Genomic DNA, 16,861 nt, shown 5'->3' on the forward strand with positions numbered 1-16,861 from the left:
TTCAGTCAGGACTTTAAAACTCCTGTTATTGCCAAAATGACAGGTCTTCAAGAAACTTTTGTTCGCTCAATTGTAAATAAGTAATTAATCATGCAAGCACCACTTACACAAATCCTAAATATCCATATCCTTCCAAAGAAAAGCATCTATTGTCACAATCACATATAACCTTTATAATAATATTCTTGAATCAACTACAAAATCTATGAAAGAATTTCCAAAAAATTATAATTTTACTGAAAATGAAAAAAAGTGGCAGCAAATTTGGCAAGAGAAACAAATTTATGCTTATAATCCAAACATTGCAAAAGAAGAAACCTATGTAATCGATACTCCGCCTCCGACAGTTTCAGGGCAGTTACATATCGGTCATGTTTATAGCTATACGCAAACCGACTTTATTGTACGTTTTCAGCGTATGATGGGTAAAAATATCTTTTATCCTATGGGTTTTGACGATAACGGGCTACCGACCGAGAGACTTGTTGAAAAGCAGAAACAGATCAAAGCTTATAATATGGATCAATCTGAATTTATAAAAATTTGCGAAGAGGTAGTAGAAAGTGAAGAAGAAAAGTTTAGAAGTCTATTTAACCAAATAGCTTTATCGGTTGATTGGAGTTTAGAGTACCAAACTATTAGTCCGTTATCACGAAAAATATCACAAATGTCTTTTCTTGATTTAGTACAAAAAGAGGAAATTTATCGTGCTAATCAACCGATTTTATGGGATCCGGTAGATGGTACAGCTCTTGCCCAAGCCGATGTTGAGGATAAGGAAAAAACCTCTTTCATGAATTATATTACGTTTAATACCGAGCAAGGAGACCCGCTGACTATAGCCACTACCAGACCTGAGTTATTACCGGCTTGCGTAGCCGTATTTTATCACCCTGACGATGGACGTTATAAGCATCTAGCAGGTAAATCAGCTATAACCCCACTTTTTAATGAGCAAGTTCCACTGCTTGCTGACCCTTTAGTACAACAAGATAAAGGTACGGGACTGGTAATGTGCTGTACGTTTGGTGATCAAACGGATATTACTTGGTGGAAGACGCATAATCTACCGTTAAAAACTATTATCACTAAAAAAGGCACAATAGACTTCCAACATGAAACTTCTATAGATGGATTGAAAATTAAAGAAGCTCGAACAAAAATAATAGATATTTTAAAAGAACAAGAGTTGCTTATTAAACAAGAAGACATCACTCATACCGTTAAATGTGCCGAGAGGTCAGGTGCTCCTCTTGAGATATTAACTGTACCGCAATGGTTCGTTAAAACTATATCACATAAAGAAGAATTGCTTAAAAGAGCGAATGAGTTAAATTGGCATCCTAAAAATATGAAGATTCGTTTAGAGAATTGGATTAATGCCATTAGTTGGGATTGGTGTATAAGTAGGCAGCGTTATTTTGGTGTGCCTTTCCCTGTTTGGTACTCTAAAAGAGTAGGTGAGGAAGGAAAAATCTTATATGCCGATGTTACGCAGCTGCCTATCGATCCGTTAAAAGATTTGCCTATGGATTATAGTAAAGAGGAAGTAGAACCTGATTATGACGTAATGGATACTTGGGCAACAAGTTCCATTTCGCCTCAACTTTCTACTCATGGGATTTCTGATGATTGCGCTATTAATAAAGATAGCCACGATAAATTATTTCCGATGGATTTAAGACCTCAAGCACATGAAATTATCAGAACTTGGGCGTTCTATACTATTTTAAAAGCTCATTTACACCAAAATACTTTGCCGTGGAAAAACATCATGGTAAGCGGTTGGTGTTTAGCTGAAGATCGAAGTAAAATGTCAAAATCTAAGGGCAATGTTTTAGTTCCTGAAAAACTGCTAGAACAATATGGTTCCGACGTGATACGTTATTGGTCGGCAAATTCAAAGCTAGGTGCTGATACCGCCTATTCTGAAGACGTTATGAAAAACGGCAAAAGGCTTGTTAACAAGCTATGGAATGCCGCTAAATTTGTTTTTATACATTTTGATAAATTGAAAGGTGAAGATAAAAAAGCGAGTTTACTCGATATTAAAGAAAAAATTACTAACGAGTTTGATAAATGGATGGTTAATAAGCTAGTGGAATTAGTTAAGCTAGCTACAAATGAGTTACAAAACTACGAATATGCAAATGCTATGCATCTGACGGAAAAATTCTTTTGGGTGGTATTTTGTAATAATTATTTAGAAATAAGCAAAACAAGAAGCTATGATGAGGAAAACAAAAATCCACAAGGACAATATAGTAGCATATTAACTTTATATCATGTTATGCAAACATTACTGAAACTATTTGCACCTTTCATGCCGCATATTACCGAAGAATTATACCAAATATTATATAATGAAAATTCTATTCATGTTAAAGGTAGCTGGGTTAATTACAGTGACTTAAATTATGAAATCGATGCAAAAGGAGCAGAAGGGCTGCTTGAAATACTAGATATCGTCAGAAAATTTAAAACTGAGAAGAATCTATCTATAAAAGCTCCAATAAAATTGCTTGAAGTTAGCGGCATAGTATTATCTGCAGAATTAGCAGAAGATTTAAAAAACGTCACATCGGCAGAAGAAATACAATTTGAGATGAAAGATGATAAAATTAAAGTCAATATTATTCTTTAAAAATATTATAGGTTTAATATTAATTATATTTGCTGGGATATTTTTTATGCTTATATATTAGAACATGGCTGGTGATATGTAACCTTTTAAGTGATGGACAAGTAAAAAATACAGGATTAGCGAGAAAAAAGCTATTGCCCTTTATCATTTAATGAAAGACACTCATGAGCTACTTGGTAAGAATAATATTAATTATTGGATAGACGGCGACACTCTGCTTGGAGCCGTTAGATATCAAGGCATAATTCCTTTTGACAATGATTTAGATATCGGTATATTTCTACAACAAATATTACCGCAATTTAAGCAACTCGGTTATACTGTTTTCTATGAGAGAGCTTATAATATATGCAAAAAAGATTGTTTAGATATTTTTATTTTTCATAAAGAACAAAACAAATTTATATATACTAATCTAGCGGTTCGAAATAAGTATCTGAAGAGTTCATTTTATGATAATGAATTATATCCTTTTAAAAAATATACATGCGGTAGTATAGGGGTTTACGGTCCCACTGATCCTATAGGAAATCTAAATAGGCAATATCCAGAATGGGATAAATATGCAGTGATAGAGCAGTCCTGTAGCTTATTTTTTATCGAATATCAAGAAAAAAACTAAATTTATATTAACGCCGGAATTGTTAAAACTGGTTCAGCCACTCAAACCGCTAGCAGATAAAGTAGTCAATTCAGCTACATTTAGAGTAGTATGTGTAAGGATACAGCTTATAATTAAATGTCTAATTGGTAATGACTATTTCGATATAAGCAACGAAATAGTCATATGATTTACATTTGCCTAGACTACCTTTTTTGCAAAAATTCATATCAAACAAGTTGAGATAAGAAAGTAATAACCGGTACTATCCATAAACCCGCGGTTTATTAAAGCAAGAACCCGAAATAGCTTGTTTATTTTTACTTAAAAACTAAACCTAGGTTTAAGTAATTCATGAAAATATTTTAAGCTTGAAGAAACGACTGAGTCACTTACTTTTGCTTCCACTAAAATCCACGGTTGGTTATCTTTTGTTATTACTAAATCGACTTCACGTTTTTGTTTATCATGCAGATAGTATAAAACAAAATCACCAAGCCCTGTTTCGTTCCAAAAATATACGGCTTTTAAAAGGTGAGAAGCTACAAACTTTTCAAATCTCGCTCCTATATCTTTTATTTGCGACCAAGCCCAAAGGTAAATTGGGGGATCTTTTATCAAACTTTTTACAACATTTTTAGACCAAGGTTTGATAGCAAAACAATAATAATGCTTTTCCAGCAAAGAGAGCCATCTTCTTATTGTTTAGTCTGAAACTCTAACTTTGTTAGCAAGGTTTGTATAGCTTATTAATGAGCCTGCTTGCGCATTTATAATGCTAGCAAGTAATTCTAACGAATAAATTGATATTTTTTAGGCTTTTTATATAATTAATGTCATTATCAAAATTTTTAGCTATTTCAGATACCGATAACGGATGCACAGTTAAACTTATATAACATCCCATTAGGCTATCGCCGCCTTTTTCATATATATTTAATTTGGCACTAACTGTTATAATAAATTCAATATTTTCTCCGAATTTATCATAAAATCCTTTTACAAGATTTTTCCAATCTTTATATTTGTGAATTTCATCTAATATTAAGCACGGTTTCTTATCGGATATAGTAGAAAGTAGATTTTTAAAAAGTTTGGTGTGTTTGTTTAAGATTTTATTTCTATCTTCTAGATAATCCCAATTTAAATAAATTGGATTAGGATGAGGCTTAATTAGTAGTTTTTCCTACTTGCCTTGCTCCGCTTATAAATACAAGCTTACCGTAATTTGTTAGGTATTCTTCAACTTGCTTTTTATATAACCTATCCATTATAATATTTCCATAAGTTTATAAAAATATTATAGGCTAATATCGAAACAGTCTTACTGTAGTATTGAAATTGAGCATTGCCTAGAAAAAGTTGTTTTATAGTTTAGCCTTCTAATGTTATTCCCACGAAAGCGGGAATGCTTTGTTGCGTGTACCAGTTTCCTAATTGTCATCCTGCGACTTGATCGTGGGATCCAGTTTAAAACATTAAAATTTTAGTATTTTAAGTTTTTTTGGATATCGTCAAGCCATGGCATAACACCGAACGGGTTTTTCGGTCTACACAACAAGACCTACGCAGGCATGACATAAAATGAGCCATGCAACAACACCTGTAGTAACTCGCAATGACTATATCAACCTTTTCTAGGCAATACCAAAATAATTAGTACAAATTACTTTAGTATTATTTAACATTAAACTTTGCTTCATGCTATGCCTTATTTATTACCAGCTATTATAACTACACTACTTATTTTATTAGCGCTAATAATTTGGTTTTATGTAAAAACTCAAACCTTAAGGACACAGCTACAATTTTTATCAGAGCAGAATCTAGAAATTAGCAATAACAACCAATTATTAAATCAAGAAAAGATAGGATATTTACAGATAATTGAGCAATTGAAGTGTAAAATAGAATATCAAGAACAGACTATTAAGGATTCAGAAAAAATAAGAGAAGAGTCATTTTCATCGGCTAAAGCTGCGTTATTTGATTTAGGTCAAGATTTGTCTAAGCAATTAATAGCGATACATAAAATGGAAAACACGGCGGCAAGAGAGCTAGCCGAGAAAAATATCGCTACTGCTTCAGGAAAATTTAATAGTGAGTTTGAGCGGTTAATTACGATGGTGGGAGCATTAAATAAAGATATAGAGCAATCAAAAGGTACGGTTGATTTGATAAAACAGTCTCTGCTTTCTCCGATCGGGGCGGGGCTACTTGCTGAGATTACCCTTGAGAATATCTTAAAATCTTCGGGCTTACGTCCTAATTTAGATTTCATTATGCAATACGGTCTAACTACACCAGATAGCGGAAAGCTAAGACCTGATGCGCTCATTTTTCTTCCTTCCGGTAATTTAATGGTTATTGATTCTAAAGCTTCAAAGTTTCTTGTAAACGAGCAAGATAATAACATGAGTCTTAATAAAACTATGAATTACCATTTAAAATCTTTAGCGAATAAAGACTATGCCGCAAATATTTTAACTAATCTAAACAAAAAGGATCAGAGCTTTAACAATGTTATTACTTTAATGTTTTTGCCGACTGAACAAGCGGTTGAGAAAGTTATTGCAGCCGACCCTGAATTTTTACAAAAAGCTTGGGGCTGTAATATCTTTCCGGTAGGACCTAGCGGACTTATGAATATGCTATCATTTGCAAAATTTCAAATTACCGATCATCGCCGCTCGGAAAATTATAAGGTAATCATTGAAGAAGTGAGAAAGCTATTAAGCTCCATCGGTACTATGGCAGATTATTCTCAAAAGATTGGTAATAACCTGCATAATATGGTTACTAATTACGATAAATTTGCTGCTTCGTTTAATCGTAATTTAATGTCAAGAGTAAAGAATATTCAAAAACTCGGTATTGATTCAGGAAATAAAGCCATGCCGGCCACCTTAGAGCGTTATCAAATCGTTTCCTCTAAATCTGAGATTATTGAAGTAGAAGCAGCAAATCCACCACAAATAGCAGAAAAATTATAAATAAATTTTCTCGTAATAGGTAATTTAAATTTTTAACAATACTTAAGCATTTACCTACCGCCTAGGATTTAATTTATCTGTCTTTGTCACATTCTAAAAACAAAATATTTTATAATATTTACAATAATCCGTATTCAAGAAGATAGTAGATCATGGTGGTTACTTTAATACAACTATAGGTTATTTGATACACTTAAAAGCTGCTCAAACACTTCTTGAATATAGCAAAAATTTTACTTTAGAGATTGATAATGTACCAAGCTTTTATGCATAGCGAAGTGCAGTCCTATGTCACCTCACCTTTTTTAATACATGCAACACTTAATTCTGAAGATTCAATTATATTAAAAATGGACAGAGCACATTAAATAACGTAAATTTTACAACCTTAATCTAGGCTTTGTGGACATTTCTAAAAAGACTTAATTTTGGCTATTTTTTGCTGCAAAATAGCAAATCAATTAGCAGTGTCCACAAAACCTAAGCATGGTACTTCTTCTGTAGGATCAATATCATCGTTTGTGCCTAAGACAACCTTATTAAGCCAAGTAAGGGTAGTAGCGGTTCGCTCGGCAATATTCTTGCCTGCACTAATAATTGCCTTACCGACATTAAAATCCGATATAGCAGTTGTTAAAACATCTATTAAAGTTGCAAGACTTAAGAATTTTAAATCTTTAATAGACTCAAACAGTATTAAAGGTACTATCACTACATTCAATCTTGCCGTATCATTATAGTAAAACTTTTGAAAAAACATATCATTAGTTAATTTTTCGCTGGTGATATTTTCTATAACTTTATTGCCATAATATGTTGATACTAATAAAGAAGCAAGACACTGAATTTAACAGAAGTTGATGCATAAAACATTAGATCTTCATAAAAACAGATATAATCCAAAATCAGTGTGGCTATTGCCGAACACATAGCAATACTCTTCCATCCATGATAGGTACTAATGTCTGATTCAATATTGTTAAAATCTATATCTTGATTGGTAAGTTTATTATATATTGCCTGAAGTTTTTTATTTACGTATTCTTATCTGTTTTGGAATGTTTATATAGTAACTGAAAATATGGTTTAATTTCTTCAACTGTACATTTCTTATGCTCAATTAAAGCCGGTACAATTTTATCATGCAAAAATTTAATTAATTTATTTTGCATAAAATTTGTAACCTTACTTTGTTCTTCTAATACTCCCTGTATACCATCGTAAAGCCCGTATATACAATTACACGATTAATAGTATCATTATTTAATAAATCAATAGAACCCTAAATTAGCAGCATATCTAAAACAAATCGCAATTGTACTTACGGCATTATTAGCAAAGCTTGGAATGTGATCAAATAAAAATTTAACATCTTCAGCATTGTCATTGTTATTTTCTAATGCTTGAAACATATTATTATTCATCTCTTTAGTTTGTCTATTTGATAAGGCCGTACTAGGAAAAGATAATAAAATTTTTAGCATCGCAAGGCTAGTGGTCGGTAAAGCACATAATTCATACCAAGGATCCTTTTCGTCGATTACTACAGAACGTAAAGCAATTACACCCACCACTATAAGAGAAACATAAGTAATTGCTATTTTACCTGAATTATTACTAACTAAAGCTGATTTTTAAGTTAACCAAGAAGCAATTTTGTGATCTTCATTATACTTATCACTAGCTTTTTCTATTCTAGTAAGACTTTGCTCTAATAAATTAAGATAATTTGCAAAATTTAAATAAGCTTTTTTTACTATATTAAACTCGTTTTCATAAGAGGACGGTACATTTAAAGTGTTTGTAAGTAATATTGCTTTAGCTATATAGCGATAAATAATACTCTATCATCATAGGATATGCCATAGCATCGATTTCTTTGGCTGATTTAATCAAGTATTAAGATTGAAATTATTTTTTAAAAATACTTGGACTTTAGTAACTAGGGTACTATACTCTAATGAATTTATATCCCTTATATCATCTAGCATAGCATCAATGATATTCTTATTTTCTACTCCTATTAACTTCTGTAGCTTTTTATACATAAAAAATGATCTCGATTATTTAGCTCTTCAAAACAATTGCTCCATTGAGAATGATCAATATTATTATCTTGATACTTGCCGGTAGCAGCTACTGTACTTAACATTGTTTCTAAATATTGAGTATAAATCAAACTTTGATCTAGTGTCGGTAGATTTAAAATTTTTATCACAGAACCATATTTTCCATACCTCACCTAAATTAACACTAGCAAGTACTGTAGTAGTAGTTTGCCATAATCTTACGCCTAAATTTGATATATCATTATAATATTGTATTATTACTTCTAATTTATTACTCATAATTTTAATTAAATAAATATTAAAATATAAATCTTAATATTCAAATCTTTTATATAATCATTTATAATCTTTAATTATTTTATTATGAGAGAATATTAAAGTCACACACGAGCAACCCCAATTTATGATAAGAAAGAAGAGGATTGGGTTATAAAAGTTTTTAACCAAAAAACAATAGTTGTGGATATAACATATCCTTTTTTATCTTCTATTTACAACAGGATCTGATTAATGATATAAAAAATGTCAGTACCTGAATCGTTTATATTATAATGAGAATACTAGTAACCGGAGCTAACGGCTTTATTGGATCATATATTATAGCTGTAATTATTAAAGAATAATTATAAAGTAATATGCTGTGTTAGAGATGTTGAATCGACCAGGCAAAAGTTCCCTACTGCAGAAGTGATATACTGTGATTTTAATACAAAACGGGATAAATAGATTAAACAACATAAATATGGTTATTAATATATCAGGTGTGTTAACGTCTAGTCATGCTAATAATATTGACAATGTTCATATCAATGGTCCAAAGGCTCTATTTAAGGCTTGCACCCTTACTAACGTACAAATAATTATTCATATTTCAGCTCTTGGAATAGATGATGAAAAAAACACTGCTTATGCTTTAACTAAAAAAGCAGCTGAAGAATATTTACAAAAATTAGAAAATATAGACTGGATAATTTTACAACCGTCTTTTGTTTACGCAAGCGGTTGTTATGGTGGTACCTCGCTATTTAGGGCTCTTACAACATTACCATATTTTATTCCTTTAATAGGTGATGGTTTACAACAATCCTAGAAAACTAATAAAATTTCCTTTAATATTCATTAAAATAGCAACTAAATTAGGGGATTGTCTAAAAAAATAGGACTCATTAATTCTACTACGTATAATATGTTACTTCAACCTAATATTGCTGATAAAAAAGATTTTATCGATTTTACTTCTATAATCCCTAGAAACTTGCAACAAGGTTTTACAACCGAACCTTTAACCGTGTAATCCATATGGCACGCTAGGCTTTATTTTTTAAAACCTATAATAAAAATTGTCTTAGGACTATTTTGGATAATGACAAGAATTATTTCAAGCATTTTTATTTATGATACTATTATGTAAATGATAATATCACTAGGATTTGATAAACAAATAGCACCTTACACATATTATATGGAAGCTGCTTTATAGATATTATTCTTGGAATTCTAATAATTATCAAAAATAAAATAAATAGGATATGTAGTTTACAAATTTTATTAATACTAGCTTATACTCTACTATTAACATATCTTAAGCCAATATTGTGGCTAGATCCACTTGGTCCGATATTTAAAAATATTCTAATAATATTACTTACTTTAGTATTCATGGCGATAGAACGAGATAAATAATGGATTATCTTTTTATAAAAACTATTCATATTATTAGTTCTACTATTTTTTGGGTACTGGAATTGGTACTGTTTTTTTATGTGGTGGGCAAATAAAACCGGTGATTTGAATGCAACGGCATATGCAGCCTGCACTACAGTTATAGCTGATCTTCTTTTTACTACTCCAACTGCGATAATTCAACCGGTTAGCGGCATAGTATTAGTAAATATGCTTGCTATAATTATTCTGATTTATGTCTTACCTTAACTTATATCGGATACATAATCGTCGGTAGTTGTTGGTTCCCGGTGGTATGGATTCAAATTCAACTACAAAATATGGCACTTGAAGCATTAAAACAGCAAATTCCCCCTACCAGAAAAATATTATAAATTACTTAAATTATGGCTCTACCTAGGCTGGCCGGCATTTATCAGTTTGAGTATTATTTTTTTCTTAATGGTATTTAAACCGCTATAAAATACTAGTTTAGGATAAATTTTATACTAAATTAGTATTGTCCCGTGGTCAAGCCGGCGTTGTTGTGTAGATACCAACCCATCATTGCAAGCAGTCGTAGGTCTTGTTGCAGGCTTGTTTATGTCATTCCCGCGTAGACGGGAATCCAGTAAAACATATAAAAAACTTGTGTTGTATACATTTACTTTATCACATGTGTAACTTCTTACATCAATATCAAAGTTATTTTTCTGGATTCCCGCTTTCACGGGGATGACATAGAGAAGAAATAATATTTACGCCGGTATATCTTCAATAACCGGTTGTTTTTTGTTTGATTTTGTAGAAATGAGAGAGGTCATTATCGGTTCGACTAAGCCGTTAACTACCTCTTTTGTAATAGTAATACGCTGTTTTTTTAGCTCGGCAACTTTATACATACTATCAAGCAAAAGATGCTCAAGTATTGAACGAAGTCCTCTTGCTCCCGTCTTTTTAGCTAGAGCTTTTTCGGCAACAGCTTCTAAGGCTGAATCATCAATTACAAGCTCAGCATCATCAAGCTCAAATTGTTTCTGATATTGCTTTACTATGGCGTTCTTAGGCTTAGTTAAAATTGTAATTAAAGTTTCTTTGTCTAACTCATCTAAAGTAGTAACGATGGGTAATCTACCGATAAATTCAGGAATTAAACCGAATTTAGTTAAATCCTCAATCTCTAGGGATTTAAGAATCTCACTATTATTTTTCTCTTTATCTATATTTACGTTAGCTGCAAAGCCTATAGAACTATGATTAGTTCTTGAGGTTATAATGCTATCAATCCCCATAAAAGCACCACCGCAAATAAATAAGATATTTGAAGTATCTAACTGTACGAAATCTTGTTGTGGGTGTTTCCTACCGCCTTGAGGAGGCACGGAAGCAACTGTTCCTTCCATAATTTTAAGTAATGCCTGCTGTACTCCTTCACCTGATACATCCCGTGTAATAGAAGGATTCTCCGATTTACGGGCAATTTTATCAACCTCGTCAATATAAATTATACCTTTTTGTGCTTTTGCTATATTAAACTCAGCTGCTATCAATAAACGTAGTAATATATTCTCAACATCTTCACCGACATACCCGGCTTCTGTTAAAGAAGTAGCATCTGCCATAGTAAAAGGTACGTCTAAAATTTTAGCAAGCGTTTGAGCAAGTAAAGTTTTTCCTGAACCGGTAGGACCGATCAGTAAGATATTCGACTTATTAAGCTCAACGTCATTATTGCCAGATTGTACATATTCAAGCCTCTTATAATGGTTATAAACCGCTACTGCTAAAATCTTTTTCGCTTGATCTTGCCCAACTACATAATCATTTAGAATTCCACATATTTTTTGTGGCGTTGGAATTGAAGAAGTAATTTGCTTTAAAGCAACTTTACTTTCTTCTTTCATAATATCTGTACATAAATCTATACATTCATCACAAATAAATACTGCAGGACCTGCTATCAGTTTTTTTACTTCATGTTGTTTTTTACTACAAAACGAACAAATCAATGCTTTTTTATCAGCTTCTACTACCATTAACTTTCTTTTTTATGTTTATTTTAACAATTCTTACTACAGTACTCTTGCGTACATATAATAATCTTTATGCTCATTTGCAACTATTTCGTATTTTTTAAGAATTCCTTCTCTAGCAAAACCGCATCTCTCAAGAAGATTAATCGAACGAAAATTATCAGTAATTACTGTTGCTTGTATTCTTATAATACCAATATAATCAGCAAATTTTAAAATATTCTTTATAGATTTTAACATCATACCTTGACCCCAAAAATTAGGATCTAGATCATAACTTATTTCTGCTCTATGATGTTCTAGATTTATTATATTAAAACCGGCAGTACCTATTAATTTATTATTGTCTTTAATGGCAATCCCCCAATAAAAACTTCTATAATTTTTATATAAACTAGACCAATAACGTATTTCCTCTCCGGCTTCTTCTATGTCTTTAGGCCTATTGCTATCAGTTATATAAATAGCCATTTCCGGCTTACTCATATAATTAAAATAATCTTGTGCATCCTCCGCGACTAACTCTCGTAAAACTATATCGTTTAAATCAAACACAGGAAAAGGGGCATATAAATGTCCTCTATTTATCATATATACTAACTATTTTTCTGTATAATATGTATAATATAAATATATTGCATATTCATATTATTTTATTATTAATTTTACTTATGAGTATATATCTATAATTATACATACTTAATCGGGTCTTGTACATTATTCTTTTTAAAAGCATCAAGTCGTGCAATGCATGATAGACATTGACCACAAGATAAACCGTCCTCTGTTGGATCATAACATGATATTGTTTTACTATAATCTACTCCAAGCTCAAGCCCTTTTTTAATTATTTGCTCTTTGGTCATATTTATTAAAGGAGCATGAATAGTAATATTTTCTCCATTTACTCCTGCCTTAGTTGCTAAATTTGCCATTGCTTCAAAGGATTTTATATATTTAGGACGACAATCAGGATAGTTAGTATAATCATTAGTGTGTACCCCAATAAAAATATCTCTAGCTCCTATAACCTCAGCAACCCCTAGTGCGTAGCTTAAAAATATTGTATTACGTGCCGGTACATAAGTAACCGGTATGTCACTTGGTAATTGATCTGTGTTTTTAAATTTTGGTACATCTATATTATCATCAGTCAATGCAGAACCGATAAATGACTGCAAATCAATATTAATAACCCTATGTTGTTTTACATTATAATCTTTAATTAATTCTTGGATTTTTTGGACTTCTGGACTATTGCGTCTATGATAATTAAAACTTAGAGCATAAATGTCATAATCCATTTTGTTAACTATCTCAAGAACCGTAGTAGAATCAGGTCCACCGCTTAATAAAATAACTGCTTTTTTTTTCATTGTTTTACCGATAAAGTTAATTTTTGAGATACTAAAGCATTTAAACTAATTTTTGCTCTAAGTGCTTCAAGTACTAAAGCTCGATGCACACGTTTATCTACTCTAACATTAAACTGTCCACTATACTCTTTCCTAGACGGAGCCAAGGGAATAGATTGATTATGACTTATATAACTTTCTTTCATTAAAGTCCAAGCTTGTTGTAATTCTTGCAGTGCTTTTTCAGGCGAATTGCCAAAAGCTGATACATTCGGTAGCTCTTCAAATCTTGCTAGCCAATCTCCATTCGTATCTTTAAAAAGTTCTATAGTAAACCCGTCAAATGTATCATTTGTTTTCATCTTCATTTCCTTTTGCAAAGTTTAAAAATTGTCGAACTTGATATTCTTTTGCCATATTTCCAAAAGTGTGAATAGATAACCTATTTCCTTTGGGCGAGTACCAAATCTGATGGCTACCTTTTTGCCTATCTTTAACCCAACCACACTTAGTCATGAAAGTACAAATCAGAAAAACTTAATCCTGTAGGATTTTGCTTTATTTATAAGTTTTATATACCGATTCATGTTGCAACTATATATAGTTATAATATATCAGTCAAATAATGTTAATACAATAAATATTCTTGACTAACTCCTTCTGATAATCTAAATTTACGTTGTTAATTTATGGCGGGTGTAGCTCAGTTGGTTAGAGCATCAGGTTGTGGTTCTGAGGGTCACGGGTTCGAATCCCGTCACTCGCCCCATGTTTTGGAATTGTTGTGTGGTTACCAAATCATCATTACGAAGAAAATTACAAAGTAATTGACGAAGCAATCCAGTAAAAAAATGCTAAAATTAATACTTTTTTATTATTCTTCTGGATTGCCACGTCGCTTCGCTCCTCGCAATGACAATTTGGCATCCATGCAACAACACCTACAGTCGCTCGCAATGACATTTTTTTCTTATGGATATCAAACTTTTATATAGACTAGCTAAATATCTAAGGTTCTATAAAAAAGATTTGATCATCGTTATGATCTCTTTACTTAGCGTATCAGCTTCATTATTACTAATCGGTAGTATTTTTAGAAATTTAGTTGATAAAGGCTTGAGCAAAGACCATATTTTATCGGTTGATAAATCTATATTATATATTTGTTTATTAATTATTATCTTAAGTATTGCTAGTTTTTTTCGTTCATATTTTATCAATAATATTGCTGAAAAGGTAGTTAATCAAATAAGAAAAGAAGCTTATAGTAATTTAATTAATTATGAAATTGAAGAATTTGAAGAACTAAAAATCGGCGATATAATTTCACGCCTAACAAATGATATAGATCAAATATCTACTCTCATCGTTAATTTCTTATCTTTTTTTATTCGCAATTCGGTGATGCTAATTGGCGGCATTACATTAATGTTTTTTGAAAGCTTTAAACTCGCTTCTATAGTAATCATTACCATTCCTATCTTATTAATTCCTTTAATTAAATTCGGCAAGCATGTTAAGGTTTTATCTAAAAAAGCTCTAGAATCTAAGTCACTTTTAGCATCAGATATTGATGAAACTTTTAATAATATTAGAGCTATTTATGCTTTTAACCATCAAATAAACAAAATTGCCGATTTTGATATTAAATTACAAAACTATTTAATATACTGCAAAACCCGTTTAAAAATTCGTGCTTTATTCTTTGCGATTTCAATAGCCATTATATCTCTTGCGATTACTTTAGTCGTTTGGATCGGAGCTTTAGATATAGTGAAAGGTCATTTATCTGCAGGACAAATTATCTCGTTTATTTATTATGCGATTATCGCCGGAGTTAGCTATGGCGGTATTGTTGAGCTACTAAGCGAAATGCATTTACCTGTTACAGCCCTTGAGAGAATAATTACAATTATAGATAAAACACCTATAGTACATAATAATTATTTAGAATTAAATAATTCCGATCCAATCTCGATAGAATTCAAAAATGTCGATTTTACCTATCATTCAAGACCTAATTTAAGGATTATTAATAATATGTCTTTGAAGATAAATGCCAATAAGTTTCTTGGTATTGTAGGTAGATCAGGTGCAGGAAAAAGTACCGTGATACAGTTACTGCTGCGTTTTTACCGACAAGAAAACGGCACTATCCTTATTAACAATCAAGATATCACTCTTTTAAATCCTGCTGAAATTCGTAAATTAATTGCCTATGTTCCTCAAGAGGCTAGCATTTTTTCTGGTACTATAAAATCAAATATTATATTCGGTAATAATGAAGCAAGCGACGACGAAATAAATGAGATAATAAAAATTACAGGAATAGAAGAATTTGCTGCTAAACTTCATGACGGTATAAATGCTAAAATCGGTGCAAGAGGGGTTAGATTATCAGGAGGACAGAAACAAAGAATAGCTATTGCTAGAGCATTACTACGCATGCCGCAAATTTTACTTCTTGATGAGGCAATGAGTGCTTTAGATACGATGAGCGAACAAAAATTACTAGAGTCTATAAAAAAAATAATGAAAGGGAACATTATTATATCAATTGCCCATCGAATTAGTAGTATAGAATCAGCTGATTATATTTTAGTAATAGATAAAGGAAGAGTAGTCGCTGAAGGATCACATAATGATTTATCTAAAAACTCAGAAATTTATCGAAATATTTGCAGAGAGCAGTTAACAATATAAAGGGGTATGTCATTCCTACGAAAGCAGGAATCCACTCAACTTTAATGTTATATTACGACTTGAGCGTGGTATCTTAGGGTATAATCTGTGACATAAGGTCCTGTGGTCAAGCTACGGTATGATACTGAACACTTTTTACTGGATTCATGCTTTCGCGGGAATGACAATAAAGTATATAATTGATATATTTGTTACAATAAAAGTTCCTTAATATAAAAAATTTAAATGTTTAATATAATTTAGCTTGAAAGCTGCCGTGGCTTTGTTATAATCACAATTATAAAACAAAAAAGGTTTACAAAATGAAAAATTTATTAAAGATTTTATTAATTCTAGCTTGCGCAAACTCAGTATTTGCTTCATCAATGCAAATGCCTGCCCCAGCTTCAGTTACAACAACCCAAATACAAGCTATGAGTACTGACGATCAACAAGCTTGGATTGCTAGTTTAACAGCAGATCAGTATAATATGTTAAGTCCTGATGTCCAAAAGTGGGTAATGGAGAATACTACCGATACTCAAAAACAAACTTTAGGAATTAATCATTAATATTTTAATTAATTTTTAAAATTGATAGGGGCTATTAACAAAATAATTTTAATTGATAATTAAAAAGAATTTTTAGCGAAAATTAATAAGATTTTTGAGGGAATAGTTAATTCTATTTCAAAAAAGCCTTAGTAATTTGCAGTAAAAATAAATTTAATTAGTTTTAAAATTTATTTTGTTAATAGTCCCGCATGTTAGGGATCATTATTCTTAACATATGTCACTAAAAATTTCTGCTTGCACTTCCTTT

22 protein-coding genes, 1 tRNA gene and 2 pseudogenes are annotated in these 16,861 nt (G+C 31.3%); 13 read left to right on the top strand and 12 right to left on the bottom strand.

Annotation, left to right across the window (positions count from 1 at the left end):
• Positions 1 to 205 precede the first annotated feature (205 nt).
• Both QUD19_RS00685 and QUD19_RS00690 read left to right on the top strand, forming a co-directional pair.
• Positions 206 to 2,644 carry a valine--tRNA ligase gene (locus QUD19_RS00685; protein WP_498808197.1) on the top strand — a complete coding sequence of 813 codons (2,439 nt, stop codon included), beginning with the start codon at positions 206 to 208 and terminating at the stop codon, positions 2,642 to 2,644.
• Positions 2,613 to 3,435: pseudogene (locus QUD19_RS00690) on the top strand (LicD family protein). Before QUD19_RS00685 ends, QUD19_RS00690 begins: the two are co-directional and overlap by 32 nt.
• Before the next feature lie 134 nt (positions 3,436 to 3,569).
• Here QUD19_RS00690 and QUD19_RS00695 read toward each other — a convergent pair.
• Together QUD19_RS00695 and QUD19_RS00700 are read right to left on the bottom strand one after the other, a co-directional pair.
• Entirely contained in the window at positions 3,570 to 3,929 is a 360-nt protein-coding gene (locus tag QUD19_RS00695; protein ID WP_498808198.1) for a DUF4143 domain-containing protein, read from the bottom strand.
• 94 nt (positions 3,930 to 4,023) lie between these two features.
• Positions 4,024 to 4,419, bottom strand: coding sequence for an ATP-binding protein (locus tag QUD19_RS00700; protein WP_498808644.1), 396 nt, complete (start codon positions 4,417 to 4,419; stop codon positions 4,024 to 4,026).
• Positions 4,420 to 4,951: 532 nt separating this feature from the next.
• Between QUD19_RS00700 and QUD19_RS00705 the strand changes: the two genes are divergently transcribed.
• Together QUD19_RS00705 and QUD19_RS00710 are read left to right on the top strand one after the other, a co-directional pair.
• Complete coding sequence (locus tag QUD19_RS00705; protein ID WP_498808199.1) at positions 4,952 to 6,238, top strand: DNA recombination protein RmuC; 1,287 nt, start codon at positions 4,952 to 4,954, stop codon at positions 6,236 to 6,238.
• 184 nt (positions 6,239 to 6,422) lie between these two features.
• Positions 6,423 to 6,512: a hypothetical protein gene (locus tag QUD19_RS00710; protein ID WP_498808200.1), complete on the top strand. Its 90-nt coding sequence runs from the start codon at positions 6,423 to 6,425 to the stop codon at positions 6,510 to 6,512.
• Between the two features lie 183 nt (positions 6,513 to 6,695).
• Here the strand turns inward: QUD19_RS00710 and QUD19_RS00715 are convergent, their stop codons facing one another.
• The 5 genes from QUD19_RS00715 to QUD19_RS00735 all read right to left on the bottom strand — a co-directional run bounded on the left by QUD19_RS00715 (position 6,696) and on the right by QUD19_RS00735 (position 8,586).
• Positions 6,696 to 6,998: a hypothetical protein gene (locus QUD19_RS00715; RefSeq protein WP_498808201.1), complete on the bottom strand. Its 303-nt coding sequence runs from the start codon at positions 6,996 to 6,998 to the stop codon at positions 6,696 to 6,698.
• 274 nt (positions 6,999 to 7,272) lie between these two features.
• A complete protein-coding gene (locus tag QUD19_RS00720) occupies positions 7,273 to 7,410 on the bottom strand; it encodes a hypothetical protein (protein ID WP_498808202.1) in 138 nt (45 codons plus the stop codon).
• 99 nt (positions 7,411 to 7,509) lie between these two features.
• Entirely contained in the window at positions 7,510 to 7,812 is a 303-nt protein-coding gene (locus QUD19_RS00725) for a hypothetical protein (protein ID WP_498808203.1), read from the bottom strand.
• A 318-nt stretch (positions 7,813 to 8,130) separates the two neighbouring features.
• Complete coding sequence (locus tag QUD19_RS00730) at positions 8,131 to 8,286, bottom strand: hypothetical protein (protein ID WP_498808204.1); 156 nt, start codon at positions 8,284 to 8,286, stop codon at positions 8,131 to 8,133.
• A 63-nt stretch (positions 8,287 to 8,349) separates the two neighbouring features.
• Positions 8,350 to 8,586, bottom strand: a complete 237-nt coding sequence (locus QUD19_RS00735) for a hypothetical protein (protein WP_498808205.1) — start codon at positions 8,584 to 8,586, stop codon at positions 8,350 to 8,352.
• Between the two features lie 463 nt (positions 8,587 to 9,049).
• Here QUD19_RS00735 and QUD19_RS00740 point away from each other — a divergent pair, with 463 nt between their 5' ends.
• The 6 genes and pseudogenes from QUD19_RS00740 to QUD19_RS00765 form a co-directional block, all read left to right on the top strand.
• Positions 9,050 to 9,397 (top strand): NAD(P)H-binding protein, encoded by a 348-nt coding sequence (locus QUD19_RS00740; RefSeq protein ID WP_498808206.1) that lies wholly within the window; start codon positions 9,050 to 9,052, stop codon positions 9,395 to 9,397.
• A 54-nt stretch (positions 9,398 to 9,451) separates the two neighbouring features.
• Positions 9,452 to 9,601 carry a hypothetical protein gene (locus tag QUD19_RS00745; RefSeq protein ID WP_498808207.1) on the top strand — a complete coding sequence of 50 codons (150 nt, stop codon included), beginning with the start codon at positions 9,452 to 9,454 and terminating at the stop codon, positions 9,599 to 9,601.
• Between the two features lie 212 nt (positions 9,602 to 9,813).
• Positions 9,814 to 9,990 carry a DoxX-like family protein gene (locus QUD19_RS00750; RefSeq protein WP_498808645.1) on the top strand — a complete coding sequence of 59 codons (177 nt, stop codon included), beginning with the start codon at positions 9,814 to 9,816 and terminating at the stop codon, positions 9,988 to 9,990.
• Between the two features lie 78 nt (positions 9,991 to 10,068).
• Positions 10,069 to 10,239 carry a DUF2269 family protein gene (locus QUD19_RS00755; RefSeq protein WP_498808208.1) on the top strand — a complete coding sequence of 57 codons (171 nt, stop codon included), beginning with the start codon at positions 10,069 to 10,071 and terminating at the stop codon, positions 10,237 to 10,239.
• A gap of 41 nt (positions 10,240 to 10,280) precedes the next feature.
• Positions 10,281 to 10,364 carry a hypothetical protein gene (locus QUD19_RS00760; protein ID WP_498808646.1) on the top strand — a complete coding sequence of 28 codons (84 nt, stop codon included), beginning with the start codon at positions 10,281 to 10,283 and terminating at the stop codon, positions 10,362 to 10,364.
• Between the two features lie 25 nt (positions 10,365 to 10,389).
• Positions 10,390 to 10,452, top strand: a pseudogene (locus QUD19_RS00765) (DUF2269 domain-containing protein); the annotation flags it as partial.
• Positions 10,453 to 10,727: 275 nt separating this feature from the next.
• Here the strand turns inward: QUD19_RS00765 and clpX are convergent.
• The 5 genes from clpX to QUD19_RS00790 form a co-directional block, all read right to left on the bottom strand.
• Positions 10,728 to 12,005, bottom strand: coding sequence for an ATP-dependent Clp protease ATP-binding subunit ClpX (gene clpX, locus QUD19_RS00770; protein ID WP_498808209.1), 1,278 nt, complete (start codon positions 12,003 to 12,005; stop codon positions 10,728 to 10,730).
• Between the two features lie 36 nt (positions 12,006 to 12,041).
• Entirely contained in the window at positions 12,042 to 12,593 is a 552-nt protein-coding gene (locus QUD19_RS00775) for a GNAT family N-acetyltransferase (RefSeq protein ID WP_498808210.1), read from the bottom strand.
• Between the two features lie 98 nt (positions 12,594 to 12,691).
• Entirely contained in the window at positions 12,692 to 13,378 is a 687-nt protein-coding gene (gene queC / locus QUD19_RS00780; protein WP_498808211.1) for a 7-cyano-7-deazaguanine synthase QueC, read from the bottom strand.
• The gene (locus QUD19_RS00785; protein ID WP_498808212.1) at positions 13,375 to 13,719 is read right to left on the bottom strand and encodes a toxin-antitoxin system HicB family antitoxin; all 345 of its coding nucleotides are present in this window, start codon (positions 13,717 to 13,719) and stop codon (positions 13,375 to 13,377) included. Before QUD19_RS00785 ends, queC begins: the two co-directional genes overlap by 4 nt.
• Entirely contained in the window at positions 13,706 to 13,873 is a 168-nt protein-coding gene (locus QUD19_RS00790) for a type II toxin-antitoxin system HicA family toxin (protein WP_498808213.1), read from the bottom strand. Before QUD19_RS00790 ends, QUD19_RS00785 begins: the two co-directional genes overlap by 14 nt.
• A 176-nt stretch (positions 13,874 to 14,049) precedes the next feature.
• On the opposite strand from QUD19_RS00790, the gene QUD19_RS00795 reads away from it, so the two are divergent.
• The 3 genes from QUD19_RS00795 to QUD19_RS00805 all read left to right on the top strand — a co-directional run bounded on the left by QUD19_RS00795 (position 14,050) and on the right by QUD19_RS00805 (position 16,611).
• A tRNA-His gene (locus QUD19_RS00795) sits at positions 14,050 to 14,126 on the top strand.
• Between the two features lie 203 nt (positions 14,127 to 14,329).
• Positions 14,330 to 16,060: an ABC transporter ATP-binding protein gene (locus tag QUD19_RS00800; RefSeq protein ID WP_498808214.1), complete on the top strand. Its 1,731-nt coding sequence runs from the start codon at positions 14,330 to 14,332 to the stop codon at positions 16,058 to 16,060.
• Positions 16,061 to 16,362: 302 nt separating this feature from the next.
• Entirely contained in the window at positions 16,363 to 16,611 is a 249-nt protein-coding gene (locus tag QUD19_RS00805) for a DUF2673 domain-containing protein (RefSeq protein ID WP_498808215.1), read from the top strand.
• Positions 16,612 to 16,861 lie beyond the last annotated feature (250 nt).

Origin of the sequence: Candidatus Rickettsia kotlanii, from assembly GCA_030295365.1 — a bacterium.
Lineage (GTDB): Bacteria > Pseudomonadota > Alphaproteobacteria > Rickettsiales > Rickettsiaceae > Rickettsia > Rickettsia kotlanii.

What these genes read in the sequence shown, in the direction of transcription:
- QUD19_RS00790 (WP_498808213.1), bottom strand. Translation starts at nt 13,873, where the DNA reads ATGACTAAGTGTGGTTGGGTTAAAGATAGGCAAAAAGGTAGCCATCAG.
- QUD19_RS00805 (WP_498808215.1), top strand. Translation starts at nt 16,363, where the DNA reads ATGAAAAATTTATTAAAGATTTTATTAATTCTAGCTTGCGCAAACTCA.
- QUD19_RS00740 (WP_498808206.1), top strand. Translation starts at nt 9,050, where the DNA reads ATGGTTATTAATATATCAGGTGTGTTAACGTCTAGTCATGCTAATAAT.
- QUD19_RS00715 (WP_498808201.1), bottom strand. Translation starts at nt 6,998, where the DNA reads ATGTTTTTTCAAAAGTTTTACTATAATGATACGGCAAGATTGAATGTA.
- QUD19_RS00775 (WP_498808210.1), bottom strand. Translation starts at nt 12,593, where the DNA reads ATGATAAATAGAGGACATTTATATGCCCCTTTTCCTGTGTTTGATTTA.
- queC (WP_498808211.1), bottom strand. Translation starts at nt 13,378, where the DNA reads ATGAAAAAAAAAGCAGTTATTTTATTAAGCGGTGGACCTGATTCTACT.
- QUD19_RS00730 (WP_498808204.1), bottom strand. Translation starts at nt 8,286, where the DNA reads ATGTATAAAAAGCTACAGAAGTTAATAGGAGTAGAAAATAAGAATATC.
- QUD19_RS00755 (WP_498808208.1), top strand. Translation starts at nt 10,069, where the DNA reads ATGTGGTGGGCAAATAAAACCGGTGATTTGAATGCAACGGCATATGCA.
- QUD19_RS00685 (WP_498808197.1), top strand. Translation starts at nt 206, where the DNA reads ATGAAAGAATTTCCAAAAAATTATAATTTTACTGAAAATGAAAAAAAG.
- QUD19_RS00785 (WP_498808212.1), bottom strand. Translation starts at nt 13,719, where the DNA reads ATGAAAACAAATGATACATTTGACGGGTTTACTATAGAACTTTTTAAA.
- QUD19_RS00720 (WP_498808202.1), bottom strand. Translation starts at nt 7,410, where the DNA reads ATGCAAAATAAATTAATTAAATTTTTGCATGATAAAATTGTACCGGCT.
- clpX (WP_498808209.1), bottom strand. Translation starts at nt 12,005, where the DNA reads ATGGTAGTAGAAGCTGATAAAAAAGCATTGATTTGTTCGTTTTGTAGT.
- QUD19_RS00800 (WP_498808214.1), top strand. Translation starts at nt 14,330, where the DNA reads ATGGATATCAAACTTTTATATAGACTAGCTAAATATCTAAGGTTCTAT.
- QUD19_RS00705 (WP_498808199.1), top strand. Translation starts at nt 4,952, where the DNA reads ATGCCTTATTTATTACCAGCTATTATAACTACACTACTTATTTTATTA.
- QUD19_RS00735 (WP_498808205.1), bottom strand. Translation starts at nt 8,586, where the DNA reads ATGAGTAATAAATTAGAAGTAATAATACAATATTATAATGATATATCA.